General features: G+C 72.3%; 16 protein-coding genes and 1 pseudogene. 13 read left to right on the forward strand and 4 right to left on the reverse strand.

What is annotated here, in order from left to right; all coding sequences use genetic code 11:
• Window positions 1-203 precede the first annotated feature (203 nt).
• The 3 genes and pseudogenes from RH94_RS22830 to RH94_RS22835 all read right to left on the reverse strand — a co-directional run.
• Window positions 204-1460 (reverse strand): penicillin-binding transpeptidase domain-containing protein (locus RH94_RS22830; RefSeq protein ID WP_234425971.1); only part of this gene is annotated, 1257 nt, incomplete at its 5' end.
• Window position 1461: 1 nt separating this feature from the next.
• Window positions 1462-1834 (reverse strand): annotated as a pseudogene (locus RH94_RS44255) (penicillin-binding transpeptidase domain-containing protein); the annotation flags it as partial.
• A 106-nt stretch (window positions 1835-1940) separates the two neighbouring features.
• Window positions 1941-3689: a dolichyl-phosphate-mannose--protein mannosyltransferase gene (locus RH94_RS22835; protein WP_073949443.1), complete on the reverse strand. Its 1749-nt coding sequence runs from the start codon at window positions 3687-3689 to the stop codon at window positions 1941-1943.
• A 97-nt stretch (window positions 3690-3786) separates the two neighbouring features.
• On the opposite strand from RH94_RS22835, the gene rsmI reads away from it, so the two are divergent.
• The 6 genes from rsmI to RH94_RS22865 all read left to right on the forward strand — a co-directional run bounded on the left by rsmI (window position 3787) and on the right by RH94_RS22865 (window position 9347).
• Window positions 3787-4635, forward strand: a complete 849-nt coding sequence (gene rsmI, locus RH94_RS22840; protein ID WP_073949445.1) for a 16S rRNA (cytidine(1402)-2'-O)-methyltransferase — start codon at window positions 3787-3789, stop codon at window positions 4633-4635.
• Window positions 4636-4897: 262 nt separating this feature from the next.
• Complete coding sequence (locus RH94_RS22845; protein ID WP_073949447.1) at window positions 4898-5263, forward strand: hypothetical protein; 366 nt, start codon at window positions 4898-4900, stop codon at window positions 5261-5263.
• A gap of 38 nt (window positions 5264-5301) precedes the next feature.
• Window positions 5302-6186, forward strand: coding sequence for a TatD family hydrolase (locus RH94_RS22850; RefSeq protein ID WP_073949450.1), 885 nt, complete (start codon window positions 5302-5304; stop codon window positions 6184-6186).
• 47 nt (window positions 6187-6233) lie between these two features.
• On the forward strand, window positions 6234-7541 hold the full coding sequence (locus RH94_RS22855) for a resuscitation-promoting factor (protein ID WP_073949452.1): 1308 nt from the start codon (window positions 6234-6236) through the stop codon (window positions 7539-7541).
• Window positions 7542-7572: 31 nt separating this feature from the next.
• A complete protein-coding gene (rsmA, locus tag RH94_RS22860) occupies window positions 7573-8445 on the forward strand; it encodes a 16S rRNA (adenine(1518)-N(6)/adenine(1519)-N(6))-dimethyltransferase RsmA (protein WP_073949675.1) in 873 nt (290 codons plus the stop codon).
• Complete coding sequence (locus RH94_RS22865) at window positions 8442-9347, forward strand: 4-(cytidine 5'-diphospho)-2-C-methyl-D-erythritol kinase (RefSeq protein ID WP_073949454.1); 906 nt, start codon at window positions 8442-8444, stop codon at window positions 9345-9347. Before rsmA ends, RH94_RS22865 begins: the two co-directional genes overlap by 4 nt.
• Window positions 9348-9363: 16 nt before the next feature.
• On the opposite strand, the gene RH94_RS22870 is transcribed toward RH94_RS22865, so the two are convergent.
• Window positions 9364-9969, reverse strand: a complete 606-nt coding sequence (locus tag RH94_RS22870; protein WP_107428799.1) for a Uma2 family endonuclease — start codon at window positions 9967-9969, stop codon at window positions 9364-9366.
• A 145-nt stretch (window positions 9970-10114) separates the two neighbouring features.
• On the opposite strand from RH94_RS22870, the gene RH94_RS22875 reads away from it, so the two are divergent.
• The 7 genes from RH94_RS22875 to RH94_RS44260 form a co-directional block, all read left to right on the forward strand.
• Entirely contained in the window at window positions 10115-11938 is a 1824-nt protein-coding gene (locus tag RH94_RS22875) for an ABC-F family ATP-binding cassette domain-containing protein (protein WP_073949458.1), read from the forward strand.
• Between the two features lie 219 nt (window positions 11939-12157).
• Window positions 12158-14074, forward strand: a complete 1917-nt coding sequence (locus tag RH94_RS22880) for an outer membrane protein assembly factor BamB family protein (RefSeq protein ID WP_073949460.1) — start codon at window positions 12158-12160, stop codon at window positions 14072-14074.
• A gap of 91 nt (window positions 14075-14165) precedes the next feature.
• Entirely contained in the window at window positions 14166-16073 is a 1908-nt protein-coding gene (locus tag RH94_RS22885; RefSeq protein ID WP_073949462.1) for an outer membrane protein assembly factor BamB family protein, read from the forward strand.
• A 196-nt stretch (window positions 16074-16269) separates the two neighbouring features.
• Window positions 16270-16941, forward strand: coding sequence for a helix-turn-helix transcriptional regulator (locus tag RH94_RS22890; protein ID WP_073949464.1), 672 nt, complete (start codon window positions 16270-16272; stop codon window positions 16939-16941).
• Window positions 16942-17128: 187 nt separating this feature from the next.
• On the forward strand, window positions 17129-18190 hold the full coding sequence (gene galT / locus RH94_RS22895) for a galactose-1-phosphate uridylyltransferase (RefSeq protein ID WP_073949466.1): 1062 nt from the start codon (window positions 17129-17131) through the stop codon (window positions 18188-18190).
• Window positions 18187-19155, forward strand: coding sequence for a UDP-glucose 4-epimerase GalE (gene galE / locus RH94_RS22900; protein WP_073949468.1), 969 nt, complete (start codon window positions 18187-18189; stop codon window positions 19153-19155). The genes galT and galE overlap by 4 nt, the downstream gene beginning before the upstream one ends.
• Window positions 19156-19413, forward strand: a 258-nt coding sequence (locus RH94_RS44260) for a galactokinase family protein (protein WP_234425972.1), incomplete at its 3' end; no start/stop codon positions are given.

Here is a 19413-nt window from a genome sequence, read left to right on the forward strand (position 1 = left end):
GATCACGGCGGGAGACGTCTTCCGCTGCTCGGTGACGCGTCTTCTCTTGCCCACTGCGTTCAGTCCTCCGCGATTCCCCAGGGCGTCCCCACCGCCCTCACCCGCCACACGCTCCTCAGCGCCGGCCCCCACCCTAGGCCCTGCCGCCGGAGCCCGGCCCGCCGGGCGATGCCGGGGACTTCCCTCAGGGCCCCGGGCCCCGGTCAGCCGCCCGCGCGCAGGACCGCCGCGACGATCGGGCCCGCCGCGTCGCCGCCGTGGCCGCCCTCCTGGGTCATGGCGGCGACGGCCATGTCGCCCCGGTAGCCGGTGAACCAGCTGTTGGACCTGGCCTGGCCGTCGACCTCCGCGGAGCCGGTCTTCGCGCCGATGTCGCCGCCCAGGCCCGACATCGCGGTGGCCGCGGTGCCACTGGTGGCGGTGCGGTTCATCATCCGCCGCAGCTGGGCGACCGTGCTCGCCGACAGCCCCCTGGCCTGGGCCAGCGGGCGGTCGTCGAGTGACCGCGGGACGATGACCGGCTGGCGGAAGGCGCCGGTCATCGCGGTGGCCGTCACCGACGCCATGTTCAGCGGGCTCATCTGGACCTGGCCCTGGCCGATGAGGTTGGCCGCCATGTCCGGGCCTTCGACGGCGGGCACCGCGCCGTCGAAGGACGGGACACCGACCTTCCAGTTGTCCTGCCCGAGCCCGAAGCGGTCCTCGGCCTCCCGGGTCAGGGAGTCCACGTCGATGCGGCGCATGAACTTGATGAAGGCCGTGTTGCAGGAGAGGGCGAAGCTCTCGGAGAGGGTCGCGTTCTCGTTGGGGGTCAGGCCCTTGATGTTGTGGAAGGTCTGGCTCTGCCACACCACGTCCGGGGGACAGGGCGCGGGCCCGCCCGCCGTCGTGAGCCCGTTGTCGATGAGCATGGCCGCGCTGATGATCTTCATGGTGGAGCCGGGTGCGAGCCGGCCGAGGAAGGCGGCGTTGAAGCCGTCGGCACGGTGGTTGGCGACCGCGAGCACCTCGCCGGTGGACGGCTTCACGGCGACCACGGACGACTCGGTGTAATTCCGCACGGCCCGCTCGGCCGCCGCCTGCGCGGTCGCGCTGATGGTCGTGGGCAGCTTGCCCGGCCGCCCCTTGGCGAGGGTGATCAGCGGGGTCTCGGCCGCGTTCGTGTCCTCGTGCCGGATGCTCAGCTCGATCCCGGGCGTGCCGCCGGCCTTGTCGCCGTACTTCTCCCGCAGCGCGTCCAGGATCGGCCCGAGGGACGGGTAAGCGTCCTTGGTCAGCACGGTGCCGTTGCGGTCGACGGCCTCGATCGGCGCCGCCCCCGACTCGCCCGTGACGAGCGTGTCGCCCTTCTTCAGCTCGGGGTGCACCACCGACGGGTCCCAGTCGACCAGCGGCCGGTGCGTGGTGGCGCCGCGCACGACGGTCAGCTCGCTGCGGTAGGCGAGCGGCTCGGACTTCCCNTCCCGCCGTAGGACACGGTGGCCCTGACCGAGAAGGGCACGGTGGTGCCGGAGGCCGCCCCGGGCGTGATCTTCACGTCGGTGATGTGCGCGTCGTCCCCGTAGGCGGTGAGCAGCTGCGCGGCCTCCTCGGGGAAGTTCGTGTACGACGCGGCCGTCGCCGCCTCGTTCCTCTCCCAGGCCGCGAAGAACTTCGCCGAGGCCTCCTTCACCTCGCCCTGGCTCGGTGGCCCGGTCCGCACAGGAGCCGGCCCGCCGCCGACCACCGTTTTCCCGTTCAGCGCGGACACGAAGTTGTACGTCCCGTACCCCGCTCCGCCCACCATCACGGCGAACACCCCGCCTATGACGGCGACCTTGGCCCCCTTGCGCATGGAAGCGCTCCCTCCCCGCTCGCAGACCCACCGACTGTAGGGGGCAGGAGAGGAAACAGTGAGGGCCGTTTCCGGATGTTGTCCGAACAGAGATCAGCCGGCTGACTCAAACCCAGGTATCCAGCCACATTCGTGAACGCCACGAGTCGATGGGGATCGACGTGCCGGTGTACAGCGGCCAGAAGTAGATGAAGTTCCAGACGATCAGCAGGACCAGGACCCCCGCGCCGGTCGCGCCCGCGACGCGGCGGGTGTCCGTGGCGCCGGGCGGGCCGACGATCGCGCCGACCAGCATCGCGACCGCCAGGCACAGGAACGGCAGGAAGACGATGGCGTAGAAGAAGAAGATCGTGCGCTCCTGGTACAGGAACCAGGGCAGATAGCCGGCCGCGACAGCGCAGGCGATGGCGCCCGCGCGCCAGTCGCGGCGGAAGAACCAGCGCCACAGCACGTACACCAGCGCCGCGCAGGCCGCCCACCACAGCATCGGCGTGCCGATGGCGAGGACCTCGCGGGCGCACTTGTCGGCCGCGTCCGCCGGGCAGCCGTCCGTGCCGGGGGAGGGGGACTCGTAGAAGTACGACACCGGGCGGCCGTCGACGATCCAGCTCCACGGGTTCGACTGGTACGTGTGCGGCGAGGACAGGCCGACGTGGAACTTGTAGACCTCGTGCTCGTAGTGCCACAGACTGCGCAGCCAGTCCGGAAGGAAGGCGAAGAGGCCGCCCTTGCCGTCGGTGGCCGCCCAGTCGCGGAAGTAGCCGCCGGTGCCGTCGGCGGGGGACAGGATCCAGCCGATCCAGGAGGCCACGTAGACGGTGATCGCGACCGGGACCGTGGACAGGAACGCCAGGCCCAGGTCCCGCTTCAGCACGGTCAGGTAGGGGTACCGGGCGCCGGCCACCCTGCGGGCGCCCACGTCCCACAGGACGGACATCACGCAGAACGCGGCCAGGACGTACAGACCGTTCCACTTGGTGCCGAACGCCAGGCCCAGCATGAGGCCCGCCGCCCACCGCCAGGGCCGCGGGCCGAGGCGGGCCGTCTCGGCCGTGTGCGCGTCGGGACGGACCCGGCCGTCGGCGTCGGCCGGGAGCGCGGCGGCGAGTCTCGCCCGGGCCCGGTCGCGGTCGACCAGCAGGCAGCCGAAGGCGGCCAGCACGAAGAACATCAGCACGCCGTCGAGCAGCGCGGTCCGGCTCATCACGAAGTGCAGGCCGTCCACCGCCATCAGCGCGCCCGCCAGACAGCCCAGGAAGGTGGAGCGGAACAGCCGCCGGCCGATCCGGCACAGCATCAGCACGGACAGCGTGCCGAGCAGCGCCGTCATGAACCGCCAGCCGAACGGGTTGAACCCGAAGACCAGTTCTCCGAGGCCGATCACGTACTTGCCGACCGGCGGGTGCACGACGTACGACGCGTCCGTGGGGATGGGGACGTGGCCGCCGGTCTCCAGGATCAGGCCGTTGGCGTTCTTGTCCCAGTTGACCTCGAAGCCGCGGTGGACGATCGCCCACGCGTCCTTGGCGTAGTACGTCTCGTCGAATATCACCTTCTTCGGGCTGCCCAGGTTCCAGAACCGCAGTACGCCCGCCAGCAGGGTGACCAGCAGCGGGCCGCCCCAGCCCGACCAGCGGGCGAACCGGTCGGCGAGCGTGTGCGGGAAGCCGAAGGCGGCCCACAGCCGTGGGCTGGGCTGCGCATACGGCGGCACCAGACGATCGATGACACCACTGCCGTCGCTCGTGGCCCCCGCCGAACCGCCGAAGCGGCGCAGCCGCTGCTGCCACGACGGTCGCTGGTCGTACGGGGCCAGGCCCTGCCGGGTGTCCGTGGAGGACGCGGTACTGGTCACCGCGCCATCGTAGGGAACCGTTCTGTGTGAGTCCCGCGCATGGCCGGTACCGGCCGGGATGCGTCCGCCTCCCGGGGCGCTTGAGAGGATGGGTCGCGTGACTGGAACCCTGGTTTTGGCGGGCACACCCATCGGCGACGTCCAGGACGCGCCGCCCCGGCTCGCCGAGGAGCTGGCCGGCGCGGACGTGGTCGCCGCCGAGGACACCCGGCGGCTGCGCCGGCTCGCGCAGGCGCTCGGCGTGACCCCCAAGGGGCGCGTCGTGTCGTACTTCGAGGGCAACGAGGCCGCCCGTACGCCGGAGTTGGTCGAGGAGCTGCTCGGCGGCGCGCGCGTGCTGCTGGTGACGGACGCGGGTATGCCGTCCGTGTCCGACCCCGGCTACCGGCTGGTCGCGGCGGCCGTCGAGAGGGACGTCCGGGTGACGGCCGTACCGGGCCCGTCCGCCGTGCTCACCGCGCTCGCGCTGTCCGGGCTGCCCGTCGACCGGTTCTGCTTCGAGGGGTTCCTGCCGCGCAAGGCGGGCGAGCGGCTGACCCGGCTGCGGGAGGTCGCCGGCGAGCGGCGCACACTGGTCTACTTCGAGGCCCCGCACCGGCTCGACGACACGCTCGCGGCGATGGCCGAGGTGTTCGGCGCCGAGCGGCGGGCCGCCGTGTGCCGGGAGCTGACCAAGACCTACGAGGAGGTACGGCGCGGCGGGCTCGGGGAGCTGGCCGCGTGGGCCGCCGAGGGCGTGCGCGGCGAGATCACCGTGGTGGTCGAGGGGGCGCCCGAGAAGGGGCCCGAGGAGGTCGGCGCCGAGGAACTGGTGCGGCGGGTGCGGGTGCGCGAGGAGGCCGGCGAGCGGCGCAAGGAGGCCATCGCGGCGGTCGCGGCCGAGGCCGGGGTGCCCAAGCGCGAGGTGTTCGACGCGGTGGTCGCCGCCAAGCGCGCGGAGGCGTGAGCGGGCGCCCGCGGCCGCTTCGAGCAGGGCGTGTCTCTCCGTGTCCCTCCTGAGCGGGTGCCCCATGGGGTGGCAAAGGGCCGTGCCGGAAGGCAAAGCGGCTTCGGCCGTCCCGGGGAGCCTTGGACAAGCGGAGTCCACATCGTCTCCAACACTCCACAGACCGTGGGCGCTCGCGCCGGGGGCGGCGTTCACTGGACGGCGGGACGGGTCCGTCCCCTTGTCCATTCGTCCAGTTGTCCTGTGGACGGGAGGAGCCGGAGTGAGCGAGATCATGGGGCCGGCCGGCCGCCGCGGCACGGCCACCGCAGTCGTCAACGAGTCCTACTCCTTCGCCTGCATGCGGTGCGGGCACGGGTGGGAGCAGGCGTACGAGACAGAGCACCACACGGACGGCGACGGCAACGAGTTCGTGCGGTACGTGGCGGACGGCCGCGTCGTGCCGTCCCCGCTGTCCCGGCCGAACTGCGGGAACTGCGACGGTCACGTCGTGAGGATCATGCGGGCCGGACGGGTGTCGTCCGCGCAGAGCCCGCTGCACCCGCGGCCCCCGGCCCCGGCGGGCCGGCCCGAGCACCACTGGCACCTGTCCGACCTGCTGCACCCGTTCCACCGCCACCCGGGATGACGAACGCCGACGGCATGCCCCTTCCGTAGGATCGGGGCATGCCTTCCCACGCCGACAAGAACACGGCGCCCCCGCTTCCGGAACCGCTCCGGATACCGGTCGCCGACTCCCACACCCACCTCGACATGCAGTCCGGCACCGTCGAGGAAGGCCTGGCCAAGGCCGCGTCCGTGGGGGTGACGACGGTCGTCCAGGTGGGCTGCGACCTCAAGGGATCGCGGTGGGCCGCCGAGACGGCCGCGGTGCACGAGAGCGTCCACGCGACGGTCGCCCTGCACCCGAACGAGGCCCCGCGCATCGTGCACGGCGATCCTGACGGCTGGTCGCGGCAGGGCGCCCGCGAGCCCGGCGGGGACGCGGCGCTGGACGAGGCGCTGGCCGAGATCGACCGGCTGGCCGCGCTGCCCCAGGTCAAGGGCGTCGGCGAGACCGGGCTCGACTACTTCCGCACCGGCCCCGAGGGCAAGGCGGCCCAGGAGCGGTCCTTCCGCGCCCACATCGAGATCGCCAAGCGGCACGGCAAGGCCCTGGTCATCCACGACCGCGAGGCCCACGCGGACGTCCTGCGCGTCCTCGAGGAGGAGGGCGCCCCGGAGCGGACGGTGTTCCACTGCTACTCGGGCGACGCGGAGATGGCGCGGATCTGCGCCCGCGCCGGCTACTACATGTCCTTCGCCGGCAACGTCACCTTCAAGAACGCCCAGCACCTGCGGGACGCCCTCGCCGTCGCCCCGCTGGAACTGGTCCTCGTGGAGACCGACGCGCCCTTCCTGACCCCGGCGCCGTACCGCGGACGGCCCAACGCGCCGTACCTCGTTCCGGTCACGGTGCGCGCGATGGCCGCCGTGCGGGGGATCGACGAGGACGCCCTGGCGACGGCGCTGGCGGCGAATACGGCACGGGCGTTCGACTACGTTCCGTAGCCGGACGGCTTTGGAGGGTGGCGACCCCTCCGCTAGGTTCTGGCGCCGTGAAGAACTCGCCGTACGAGACCCACGAGCCGTACGCGGGCGTCGGTGTCCGCCACGACGTGCACACCGCACCGACGCTGCCGTACGGGGCCCACGGGTCGCCGCACGCGGGCCCCCGCCGCCCCGCCCCCCACGAACCCACCCAGCCGGCGCTGCCCCGCCAGGTGGGCGGGGGCGGCGGCCGTCGGCGCAGGGCACGGCCCACCGAGCGGCCGGAGGCGAGCGTGCGCCGGCTGCTGCCGCGCGCGCTGATCGTCGCGTGCCTGGCGGGCGGGACCACGGCGTTCGTCGCCGAGGACAAGGCGATCGAGCTCGACGTCGACGGCCACAGACGCACCCTGCACACCTTCGCCGACGACGTGTCCGAGCTGCTGGCCGACGAGGGCGTACGGGTCGGGCCGCACGACGTGGTGGCGCCCGCCCCCGGCACGGCGCTCACCGACGGCGACGGGATCGCCGTGCACCACGGGCGGCCGGTCCGGCTCACGCTCGACGGGCACGCGCACGAGGTGTGGACGACGGCGCGCACGGTCGAGGGGGCGCTCAGCGAGCTCGGCGTGCGCGCGGAGGGCGCGTACCTGTCGACCTCGCGCTCCCGGCCCATCGGACGCGCCGGGCTCGCGCTCGACGTGCGCACCGAGCGCTCGGTGACCGTCATGGCGGACGGCCGGGCGCGCACCGTCCGCACCAACGCGGCGACCGTACGGGAGGCGGTGGAGGAGGCCGGGGTCACGCTGCGGGGCCAGGACACCACGTCCGTGGCGCCGGACAGCTTCCCGCGCGACGGGCAGACGGTCACCGTGCTGCGGATCACCGGGAGCCGGGAGGTGCACGAGGAGCCGATCCCCTTCGCCGTACGGCGCACCGTCGACCCCTCCCTGTTCACGGGGACGGAGGTCGTCGAGCGGACCGGGGAGCCGGGGGTGCGCCGGGTCACGTACCTGCTGCGCACGGTCAACGGCGTGCGCCAGCGCCCGCGGCGCCTGGAGTCCGAGGTCGTGCGCGAGCCGCGCGCCCGGATCGTGAGGGTCGGCACCAGGCCCCACCCGCCGTCGGTGCGGGGCGCCGGCGGCCTGAACTGGGAGGCCCTGGCCCGGTGCGAGTCCGGCGGCCGGCCGGACGCGGTGGATCCCTCGGGGACGTACGGCGGCCTCTACCAGTTCGACACGGAGACCTGGCAGGACCTCGGCGGCAGGGGCCGCCCCCAGGACGCGTCGGCGGAAGAACAGACCTACCGGGCCAAGAAGCTGTACGTACGCCGGGGCACGAGCCCCTGGCCCCACTGCGGCGACCGCCTGCACGCTTAGGGCCTCCCGCGCTCCCCGTACCCTTGTGGCCGTGAGCAGCCCCACCCCTGACGCCCTCCTGGGCCCCGCCGACATCCGCGAACTGGCGGCCGCCCTGGGCGTACGCCCCACCAAACAACGCGGCCAGAACTTCGTGATCGACGCGAACACGGTCCGCCGTATCGTCCGCACCGCCGACGTCCACCCCGAGGACGTCGTCGTCGAGGTCGGCCCGGGACTCGGCTCCCTCACCCTCGCCCTGCTCCAGGCCGCCGACCGCGTCACCGCCGTCGAGATCGACGACGTCCTCGCCGCCGCGCTGCCCACGACCGTCGCCGCCCGCATGCCGGACCGCGCCGACCGTTTCGCGCTGGTCCACTCCGACGCGATGCACGTCACCGAACTGCCGGGCCCGGCCCCCACCGCGCTGGTCGCGAACCTCCCCTACAACGTGGCCGTCCCCGTCCTGCTGCACATGCTCGACACCTTCCCGAGCATCGAGCGCACCCTCGTCATGGTGCAGGCCGAGGTCGCCGACCGGCTCGCGGCCGCGCCCGGCTCGAAGGTGTACGGCGTGCCCTCCGTGAAGGCCAACTGGTACGCCGAGGTCAAGCGGGCCGGTGCCATCGGCCGCAACGTCTTCTGGCCCGCGCCGAACGTCGACAGCGGACTGGTGTCCCTGGTCCGGCGCACCGAGCCGCTCAAGACCACCGCCACCAAGAAGGAGGTCTTCGCCGTCGTCGACGCGGCCTTCGCCCAGCGCCGCAAGACCCTGCGGGCCGCGCTCTCCGGATGGGCCGGGTCGGCGGCGGCGGCGGAGGCGGCACTCGTCGCCGCCGGGGTGTCGCCGCAGGCGCGGGGAGAGTCCCTGACCGTGGAGGAGTTCGCGCGGATCGCAGAACACAAGGAGTCCAGGAACCAGTGAGCGCCACCGCCACCGTCACCGTCCGCGTCCCGGCCAAGGTCAACGTCCAGCTCGCCGTGGGCGCCGCCCGCCCCGACGGCTTCCACGACCTGGCGAACGTCTTCCTGGCGGTCGGCCTGTACGACGAGGTCACGGTCACCGAGTCCGACGAGCTGCGCGTGACCTGCGCGGGCCCGGACGCCGGCCAGGTCCCCCTGGACCGTACGAACCTCGCCGCCCGCGCCGCGCTCGCCCTCGCCGAGCGCTACGGCCGCCGCCCCGGCGTGCACCTCCACATCGCCAAGGACATCCCGGTCGCCGGCGGCATGGCGGGCGGCAGCGCGGACGGCGCGGCGGCTCTGGTCGCCTGTGACGCGCTGTGGGGCACGAACGCCTCTCGCGAGGAACTGCTCGACATCTGCGCCGAGTTGGGCAGCGACGTGCCGTTCAGCCTGGTCGGCGGGGCGGCGCTGGGCACCGGGCGCGGGGAGAAGCTGCGCCCGCTGGAGGCCGGCGGCACCTTCCACTGGGTGTTCGCGATGGCCGACGGCGGGCTGTCGACCCCGGCGGTGTTCCGCGAGTTCGACCGGCTGAACGAAGGAGTCCGCATCCCCGGGCCGACCGCTTCCGACGAGCTGCTGGCCGCCCTGGCGAAGGGCGACGCCCACACGCTCGCGGGCGCCCTCTCCAACGACCTCCAGCCCGCCGCGCTGTCCCTGCGCCCGTCCCTGGCGGACACCCTCGCGGCGGGGCGTGCGGCGGGGGCTCTGGCCGGGCTGGTGTCGGGGTCGGGACCGACGACGGCGTTCCTCGCGGCGGACGCCGAGTCGGCGACCGCGGTGGCTCGGGCCCTGCTCGCCTCGGGGACCTGCCGGGCCGCCCGGGTCGCCGAGTCGCCGGCGGTCGGGGCGACGGTGGTGTGAGGGGCGGGCGCGGATGCTAGAACTCGTCGATCGCGGTGAGGTCGATGTCGATGGTGTACGGCTTGTCGACCTTGATCCGATCGCGGTGCATGCCCATGTGGACATACCCGTGGGTGAGAGTGTCGAGTTCGTAGACGTGGATGAGCGGGCTACGGCTGGTTCCGTCGCGTTCGACGCGCCAGAAGTTGGGGATGCCGGCGGCGGCGTACTTCTGCGGCTTGGTCGTACGGTCGCGGGACTCCGAGTCCGGCGACACCACCTCGACGGCCAGCAGCACGTCCAGCGCCTGGTAGCTCGTCTGATCCGGTCCGCTGACCGCATCGGCCAGGACCACGCTCACATCGGGCTCCGGGCCGTTGCGCCGGTCGAGGACAATGGTCATTTCCCGCTTCACTTTGAACTTCTTCGGAACGCTTCGCCGGAGGCCGCTGACCAGCAGGTCGATCACGTCTGCGTGGAAATTGCGCTGCGGACTCACGATGATGAGGCTCCCGTCGATCAGCTCGGTGTGCGGCGGGAGATCGGGCAGTGTGAACAGGTCGTCCACGGTGTAGCCGTCCTTGGGCGGCACGTGCCACTGGCTGTGCTGCGTCACGGACTCGGCGGTCATGGTTCCTCCCATGGACGGGATCCTGCTGCCTGCCCTCCACGGTAGCGGCCCGTTTCCCCTCAGGTCGTCACATTGAGTGACCCTCCCCTCGCGCGCCGCCCCCGCCTCCGCAGGCCCTACGCTTGAAAGCTGACCGACCCCCGCGCACAGGAGTGAAATGGCCGTCAACCTGGTCAATGTCGAGAACGTCAGCAAGGTGTACGGCACCCGTGCCCTGCTCGACGGCGTCTCGCTCGGCGTGTCCGAAGGAGACCGGATCGGCGTCGTCGGGCGCAACGGTGACGGCAAGACCACCCTCATCCGGATGCTGGCCAGGCTGGAGGAGGCCGACACCGGGCGGGTCACGCACTCGGGCGGGCTGCGGCTCGGGGTGCTCACGCAGCACGACTCGCTCGACCCCGCGGCGACCGTGCGGCACGAGGTCATCGGGGACCTGGCCGACCACGAGTGGGCGGGCAACGCCAAGATCCGCGACGTACTGACCGGACTGTTCGGCGGGCTGGACCTGCCCGGGTTCCCCAAGGGCCTGGACACCGTCATCGGACCGCTGTCCGGCGGTGAGCGGCGGCGGATCGCGCTGGCCAAGCTGCTCATCGAGGAGCAGGACCTGATCGTCCTGGACGAGCCCACCAACCACCTCGACGTCGAGGGCATCGCCTGGCTCGCCCAGCACCTGCGCGCCCGGCGCTCGGCGCTGGTGTGCGTCACCCACGACCGGTGGTTCCTGGACCAGGTCTGCACGCGCATGTGGGACGTGCAGCGCGGAACCGTGCACGAGTACGAGGGCGGCTACTCCGACTACGTCTTCGCCCGCGCCGAGCGCGAGCGCATCGCCGCCACCGAGGAGGCCAAGCGGCAGAACCTGGTCAGGAAGGAACTGGCCTGGCTGCGCCGCGGCGCCCCCGCCCGTACGTCCAAGCCGCGCTTCCGCGTGGAGGCCGCCAACGAGCTGATCAAGGACGTGCCGCCGCCGCGGGACAGCAGCGAGCTGATGAAGTTCGCCTCCTCACGGCTGGGCAGGACCGTCTTCGACCTCGAGGACATCACCGTGCAGGCCGGGCCCAAGGTGCTGCTCAAGCACGTGAACTGGCAGCTCGGGCCGGGCGACCGGGTCGGCCTCGTCGGCGTCAACGGCGCCGGGAAGACCTCCTTGCTGCGGGCCATGGCCGAGGCCGCGCGGACGCAGGGCGAGGAGCAGCCCGCGGGCGGCCGGATCGACGTCGGGAAGACCGTGAAGCTGGCCTACCTCTCCCAGGAGGTCGCCGAACTCGACCCGAACCGGCGGGTGCTGGAGGCCGTGCAGCAGGTGCGCGAGCGCGTCGACCTCGGCAAGGGGCGGGAGATGTCCGCCGGGCAGCTGTGCGAGACGTTCGGCTTCGGCAAGGAGAAGCAGTGGACGCCGGTGGGCGACCTGTCCGGCGGTGAGCGGCGTCGGCTGCAGCTGCTGCGCCTGCTCATGGACGAGCCCAACGTCCTCTTCCTCGACGAGCCCACCAACGACCTCGACATCGAGACCCTCACCCAGCTCGAGGACCTCCTCGACGGCTGGCCCGGCTCGATGATCGTGATCTCCCACGACCGCTTCTTCGTCGAGCGCACCACCGACACGGTGTACGCCCTCCTCGGCGACGGCACGCTGCGGATGCTGCCGCGCGGCATCGACGAGTACCTGGAGCGGCGGCAGCGGATGGAGCAGCAGGCCGCGGCCGCCGCCCCGGCCCCGGCACCCGCCGCCGAGAAGGCCGGGCCGGAGAGGAGCGCCGCCGAACTGCGCGCCGCGAAGAAGGAGCTGCAGAAGATCGAGCGGCAGCTGGACCGCATCTCCGAGAAGGAGACCGCGCTGCACGCGCGGATCGCCGAGCACGCCACCGACTTCTCGAAGGTCGCCGAACTCGACGCCGAGCTGCGCGCGCTGACGGGCGAGCGGGAGGAGCTGGAGATGCGCTGGCTCGAACTCGCCGAGGACGCCCAGGGCGTGTGAAGGCCGGCGCGTGCGCCGCGTGAAGGGGGCGTGAAGGTGCGTAACGGGCGCATCACGGGCTGGTCCTCCCTTGGGAACAGCGACCCACACGGGCCGGTGGGGTGTCGGTGGCGGGTGATAAGAAGGAACCGTCCGTGACGTTTACGAGCACGGTTCCGGGTTCGTCGCGTGCCTCGGGGCGTGGCTGGGAATCAGTGGATCTAGGGGGGAACGGCGCTGATGACTCAGCCGCCCAACCAGCCGCCGCAGGGCGGCTTCGGAGCACCGCAGGACCAGCCGCAGCAGCCGCAGGACCAGCCGCAGCAGCCGCAGGGCCAGCAGCCCCCGCAGCCCCCGCAGCCGTCACAGCCCCCGCAGACCCCGCAGGCCGGCGGCTTCGGGCCGCCCCCGCAGACCCCGCCCGCCCAGGGCGGCTTCGGCGCCCCCCAGAACCCGGGCCAGGCCACGCCCCCGCCTCCGCCCGCGGGACCCCCGCAGCCCCAGCCCGGCTACGGCTACCCGCAGCAGCCCGGTCCCTACGCCCAGCCGGGACCGTACGGCGCCCCCGCCGCGCCTGGTCCCTACGGCGCCCCCGCCGCCCCCGGCCCGTACGGGCAGCCGCAGCAGCCGGGGCCGTACGGGCCGCAGCCCGGTTACGGCTACCCGCAGGCGCAGTTCCCGGGCGCGCCCGGCACCCCGCCGCCCGGCGGCGGCTCCCGCAGGCCGTTCAAGGGCAAGCCGGCCGTCGTCATCGGCGCCGCGCTGGCCGCCCTGCTCGTGGCCGGCGCCACCGTATGGGCCGTCACCGGCGGCGACGACGGCGAGAAGAAGCCGGTCGCCGAGAAGAGCGGCGACTCCAAGCCCTCGGGGCCCGCCGCCTCCGACGCCCCCGTCGACCCCGGCGACGGCAGCGGTGACGGCGACACGGACCCGGAGGACCTCAACGCGGGCCGCCAGGCCGGCGAGGCCAGGGTGCTCTGGTACAAGGAGGCGCCCGAAGCACCCGGTTCCGGCGCCGACGCCCCCGGCATGTGGATCACCGACAAGGCGGCGGTGAAGGCGGCGTACAAGCAGGTCTTCGCCTACAACGTCGCCGACGGCGGGCCCACCTGGGAGCCGGTCGCCCTCCCGGAGAAGATCTGCGCGGTGACGCCGCAGAAGACCGCCGACGACAAGGTCGTCGTGGCCTACATGGACGGCAGCAGCGACCGCGCCAAGTGCAACCGGATCCAGCAGATCGACCTGAACACCGGCAAGAAGGGCTGGAGCGCCGAGGTCCCCGAGGGCGGGCTGTTCGACATCTCGTCCGACGTCACGCTGAGCGTGACCGGCAAGACCCTGATGGTGGGCCGTTCGCAGTCGGGCGTGGCGTACGACGTCGACAGCGGCAGGAAGCTCTACGACAAGCAGCGCTACGGCCAGGCCTGCTACCCCGGCGCCTTCGCCGGCGGTGCCCGGCTGATCTCGGTCTCGTCCTGTGCCGCCGGTTCACCGAACGCGCACGACGAGGTGCAGGAGCTCGACCCCGCCACCGGCAAGGTCAAGTGGACCAAGCAGATCCCCAAGGACTGGGGGGTCCAGCGCGTGTTCTCCGTCGACCCGGTGGTCCTCTACTCGACGGACAAGGACCGGAAGCACTGGAACATCTCGGCGCTGGACAGCGGCGGTTCCATCCGCTCCCAGGTCGACTCCAAGGCGACCTTCGACCCCCAGTGCGGCTTGTTGGTCTCCCTGATACGCACCATGCAGAGCTGCAAGGCGGTCGCGTCCGACGCCGACACCCTCTACCTGCCCACCAAGGCCGCCACCGGTCCCAACGAGATCGTCGCGATCAGCCTGGCCACCGGCAAGGAGAAGTGGCGCGTGAAGTCCCCGACGAACACCTCGATGATGCCGCTCAGGGTGGAGAACGGGCAGCTCATCGCGTACGCCGAGGCGTGGTACAACGCCGGCGGCCAGATCGTGTCCGTGCCGACGGCGGGCTCGGACCACACCCCGGTGAAGCTGCTGCAGAACCCGGAGGGCACCGCGCAGATCGAGGACGGCTTCTACTCCAGGGACGTCGACTGGGTCGACGGACGCTTCTACATCTCCACCACCCGGCTGACCGGGAGGGACGGCACCGGGGGGAAGCTGATGCTCGCCTACGGCAAGTGAGCCGGGCCGGCCGCCCCGTGCGGCCGGCGCCCGCGTGCCGTTCCGGCCACCCGGCTTCCCCGTCGTCCCGTATCCCCGAGGTGTTTCCGTCATGACCCAGCCGCCGCCCCCGCCGTCCCACCAGCCGCCGCAGCAGGGCGGTTTCGGCCCGCCCCAGGACCAGCCGCCCCGGCCCGGGCCTCCCGCGGACGGCCCGGACCTGAGCAAGTCCCCGCAGCCGGCGCCGGGTTACGGCTACCCCCAGCCGTCGCAGCCGCCGCAGGGCGCCCCGCAGACGCCTCCGCCCCCGGCTCCTCCGGCGGGCCCGCCGCAGCCCCAGCCCGGCTACGGCTACCCGCAGGCCCCCCAGGGACAGCCCGCCCCGCAGCCGTCCCCGGGCTACGGATACCCCGCCTCGCAGCCGAACCCGTACGCCCAGCCGTACGCCCCGCAGCCGGGCCCGTACGGGACCCCGCAGCCCGGCTACGGCCATCCCGGCCATCCCGGCCACCTCGGTCAGCCCGGCTACGGCTATCCCGGCCAGCCGCCGACCGTGGCGACGCAGCCCCAGGCCGGCCGGCCGGGCGGCGGCCGCAAGGTCAACGCCCAGCTGGTGATCGTCGTTTCGGCCGTCGTCGCGATCGCGCTGATCATCGGCACCGGCATCTGGTACGCGAAGTCGTCCGGCGACGGCAGGCAGGACACCGCGAGCTCCACCGGCGGCACCGGCGGCAAGGACGGCGGCACCGGCGGAGCCTCCTCCGGAGGCAAGGAGAAGGTGCCCTCCAACCCCGCCGCCAAGGTCCTCTACCAGGTACCGACGCCGAAGTCGACCGACACGGTCTCCACCCCCGGCTCCTGGCTCACCGACAAGGTGTACGCCAAGACCGGCGTCGCCGAGATCGTCGGCTACGACCCCGCCGAGGGCACCGAGCTGTGGACCGTGAAGCTGCCCGGCCCGGTGTGCCAGGTCAGCCGCCACACCACCGCGGACGCCAAGACGGCGATCCTCTACGAGCCGGCCATGCCGACCGAGGCCGAGCCCTCCCACGGCTGCAGTCAGATCGCGGCGATCGACCTCGACGCCGGCAAGAAGCTGTGGACGCAGACGGTCAAGTCCGGTGACCAGATCACCAACCTGGACAACGTCACCGTCAGCGCCGGCACGGTCGCCGTGGGCAGCCTCAGGGGCGGTGCCGCCTTCGCCGTCGCCGACGGCAAGGCCCTGTGGCTCCCGAAGCCGGACGACACCTGCTACGACGCCGGCTACGGCGGCGGCGAGAAGCTGGTCGCGGTGCGCAAGTGCGGCTCGTACGACCAGCGTCAGCTGCACATCCAGACCATCGACCCGAAGTCCGGGAAGGTGATCTCCGAGTACAGGATGGCGCGGGGCATCGAGTACGCGGCGATCGTCTCGACCGATCCGCTCGTCGTGGGCGCCGAGGTCGGCGACTCCAGGGGCATCTCGGACTTCTTCTCCGTCGACAACAAGACCGGCACGATGCGCGCCCGCATCCCGGCCCCCCGCGACCTGTACACGTTCCGCTGCGACCGCATCAACGCGATCGAGGACTGCAAGAACCTCGCGGTCGGCAACGACCGGCTGTACCTGGCCACCGAGGAGCACGGCGGCACCGGCGAGTTCACCAGGACCAACGAGATCATCGCCTTCGAGCTCGGCACCGGCAAGCAGACCGGCCAGCGCGCGGACGCGGGCGACGGCTACCAGCTCTACCCGCTGCGCATGGACGGCGGGAACGTCATCGCCTACAAGACGCCGCCCTACGACAAGGGCGGCCAGATCGTGAGCATCGACGGCGGCAGCTTCAAGGCGACCAAGCTGCTGGAGAACCCCTCCAGCCAGAACGTGCGGAACGTGGAGAGGACCATGTCCCCGGACTACTCGGAGATCCTCTACTCCCAGGGCCGCCTCTACATGGCGGACACCTACGCCCGTAAGTCGTCGTCGGCGGTCTTCGGCAGGCAGTACCTGGTGATGGTGCTCGGCACGAGCGGCTGACGGCCGCCACCATGACCCCGATCGACCCCTGATGGACAGGAATCCCAAAAAGTCCGCCGATCCGGGGCACTTCTCGCCAGTAGGGGCAGCGCGACGTCGAACAAGCGTGTAGCTTCCGGGGGCATGAAGGGCGGGTGTGCCGGGGGGCCACTGCCCGTAGGGCTGTGGGAATCCGCTGGGGGGACTGGGGGGCTCGATGGGAGTGCGGCTCATGGTGGTCGACGACCACCGATTGCTCGCCGAGGCGTTGGCCTCGGCGCTGAAGCTGCGCGGACACCGCGTGCTGGCCGCGGCGGCGCCGGCCGCCGGCGCCGCCGACGTCGTGATCAGCCGCGCGCCGGAGGTGTGCCTGCTGGGGACGGCGACACCGGCCGAGCCGGGCACGTTCGACCCGGTGGTGAAGATCAAACGGGAGCGTCCCCAGGTCGCGGTGGTCGTCCTGGGGCCGGTCCCGTCCCCGCGCGGCATCGCGGCCGCCTTCGCCGCGGGCGCCTCGGGCTACGTACGTCATGACGAGCGCATCGAGGGTGTCGAGCGGGCGATCATCAAGGCCAGGGCGGGCGAGGCGGCGGTCGCTCCGCAACTGCTGCAGGGCGCCTTCGGCGAGCTGCTGAACCCCGCCGCCCAGCCGGACGACGAGGGGCAGCGCCTGCTCCGGATGCTCACCCCGCGCGAGGTGGAGGTCCTGGTCCGCGTCGCCGAGGGCGAGGACACCCGCCTGATCGCGGCCGGCATGGGCATCGCCCCCAGCACGGCCCGCACCCACGTCCAGCGGGTCCTGATGAAACTGGGCGTGGGCTCCCGCCTGGAAGCGGCGGCCCTGGCCGCCCGCACCGGCCTGCTGGACCAGGCGCCGCGCCCGATGTAACCGCGACACCCCTCGTTCACCGGTCGAACGATCACACATCACTCACCGTGCCTCCCCTGCTCGCCGTGCCTTCCTTCGGCGTACCCACGGATGATCGATTGTGACGTGTTATGTTTGATTGTGTTGGGTGATTGGGCAAGTGGGTGCTGACGGGTGCGGGCCCGGGGGCCAGGCAGGGAGTCCGACAGTGAAGAAGACCTCGACCCGGCTGGCCGACGGTCGTGAGCTCATCTACTACGACCTGCGGGACGACACCGTGCGCGGCACGGCCGACCGGCGCCCTCTGGAGCGCACGGTCACCACCTCCGAGGTGCGCCGGGACGTCCTGCTCGGCGACGCGGTCGCCGTCGCCTCCCACCGCCAGGGCCGCACCTACCACCCGCCGGCCGACGAGTGCCCCCTGTGCCCCTCCACGGGCGACCGCCTGAGCGAGATCCCCGACCCGTCCTACGACGTGGTGGTCTTCGAGAACCGCTTCCCGTCGCTGGCCGGCGACTCCGGCCGCTGCGAGGTCGTCTGCTTCACCTCCGACCACGACGCCTCCTTCGCCGACCTGAGCGAGGAGCAGGCGCGGCTGGTGCTGGACGCGTGGACGGACCGCACGGCGGAACTGTCGCACCTGCCCTCCGTCGAGCAGGTGTTCTGCTTCGAGAACCGAGGCCCCGAGATCGGTGTGACCCTGGGCCACCCGCACGGCCAGATCTACGCCTACCCCTTCACCACCCCGCGCACCGCCCTGATGCTGCGCTCGCTGGCGGCCCACAAGGAGGCCACCGGCGGCGAGAACCTCTTCGACGCCGTCCTGGAGCGCGAACTCGCCGGCGAGCGGGTCGTCCTCGAGGGCGAACACTGGGCGGCCTTCGTGCCGTACGCGGCGCACTGGCCCTACGAGGTCCACCTGTACCCCAGGCGCCGCGTCCCCGACCTGCCCGCACTCGACGAGGCGGCACGCACGGAATTCCCCAAGGTGTACCTGGACCTGTTGAGACGCTTCGACCGCATCTTCGGCGAGACCGAGCCCCCCACGCCGTACATCGCGGCCTGGCACCAGGCCCCGTTCGGCGCGCTGGAGGAGTTCGACGGCGTGACACGCGACGACTTCGCGCTGCATGTCGAACTTTTCACCATTCGCCGCACTTCCGGCAAGCTGAAGTACCTCGCCGGCTCCGAGTCCGGCATGAGCGTGTTCATCAACGACGTGCCGCCCGAGCGCGCGGCCGAACGACTGCGAGAGGTAGCGGGTTCATGAGCGGGAAATACCTGGTGACGGGCGGCGCGGGCTATGTCGGCAGCGTGGTCGCCCGGCATCTGCTGGAGGCCGGCCACGAGGTCGTCGTGCTCGACAACCTCTCCACGGGCTTCCGTCAGGGAGTGCCGGCCGGCGCCTCCTTCGTCGAGGGAGACATCCGCGACGCCGCCAAATGGGTGGACTCCAGCTTCGACGCGGTGCTGCACTTCGCCGCCTCCTCCCAGGTGGGCGAGTCGGTGGTGAAGCCGGAGAAGTACTGGGAGAACAACGTCGGCGGCACGATGGCGCTGCTCGCCGCCATGCGCGAGGCCGGCGTGCGCAAGCTGGTCTTCTCCTCCACGGCGGCCACGTACGGCGAACCGGAACAGGTCCCGATCGTCGAGACCGCCCCCACCCGGCCCACCAACCCCTACGGCGCCTCCAAGCTCGCCGTCGACCACATGATCACCGGCGAGGCGGCGGCCCACGGCCTGGGCGCGGTCTCGCTGCGCTACTTCAACGTGGCCGGAGCCTACGGGACGTACGGCGAACGCCACGCCCCCGAGTCGCACCTGATCCCCCTGATCCTGCAGGTGGCACAGGGCCACCGGAACGCGATCTCGGTCTTCGGCGACGACTACCCGACCCCGGACGGCACCTGCGTACGCGACTACATCCACGTCGCCGACCTGGCCGAGGCCCACCTCCTCGCCCTGAAGGCGGCCGTCCCGGGCGAGCACCTGATCTGCAACCTCGGCAACGGCAACGGCTTCTCCGTCCGCGAGGTCGTCGAGACCGTCCGGCAGGTCACCGGCCACCCCGTCCCCGAGGTGGTGGCCCCGCGCCGGGCAGGCGACCCGGCGGTCCTGGTCGCCTCGGCCGCGGCCGCCCGCGAAAAGCTCGGCTGGAACCCGTCCCGCGCGGACCTCGCGGGTATCGTCGCGGATGCCTGGGAGTTCGCCCAGCACATCGCAAGGGAGAGGTAAGTGGGGGCACTTGAGGTCCGGGACGGCTTCACCGAGCTGTACGGCACCGCACCGGAAGGGGTCTGGGCGGCGCCGGGCCGCGTCAACCTGATCGGTGAGCACACCGACTACAACGACGGCTTCGTGATGCCCTTCGCGCTGCCGCACGCCACCCTCGCCGCGGTCGCGCGCCGGTCGGACGGCGTACTGCGCCTGCACTCGGCAAACGCGCCGGGAGCACCCGTGGAACTACGGCTCGCCGACCTGGCCCCGGAATCC

It is taken from the genome of Streptomyces kebangsaanensis (genome assembly GCF_001906585.1).
GTDB classification, from domain to species: domain Bacteria; phylum Actinomycetota; class Actinomycetes; order Streptomycetales; family Streptomycetaceae; genus Streptomyces; species Streptomyces kebangsaanensis.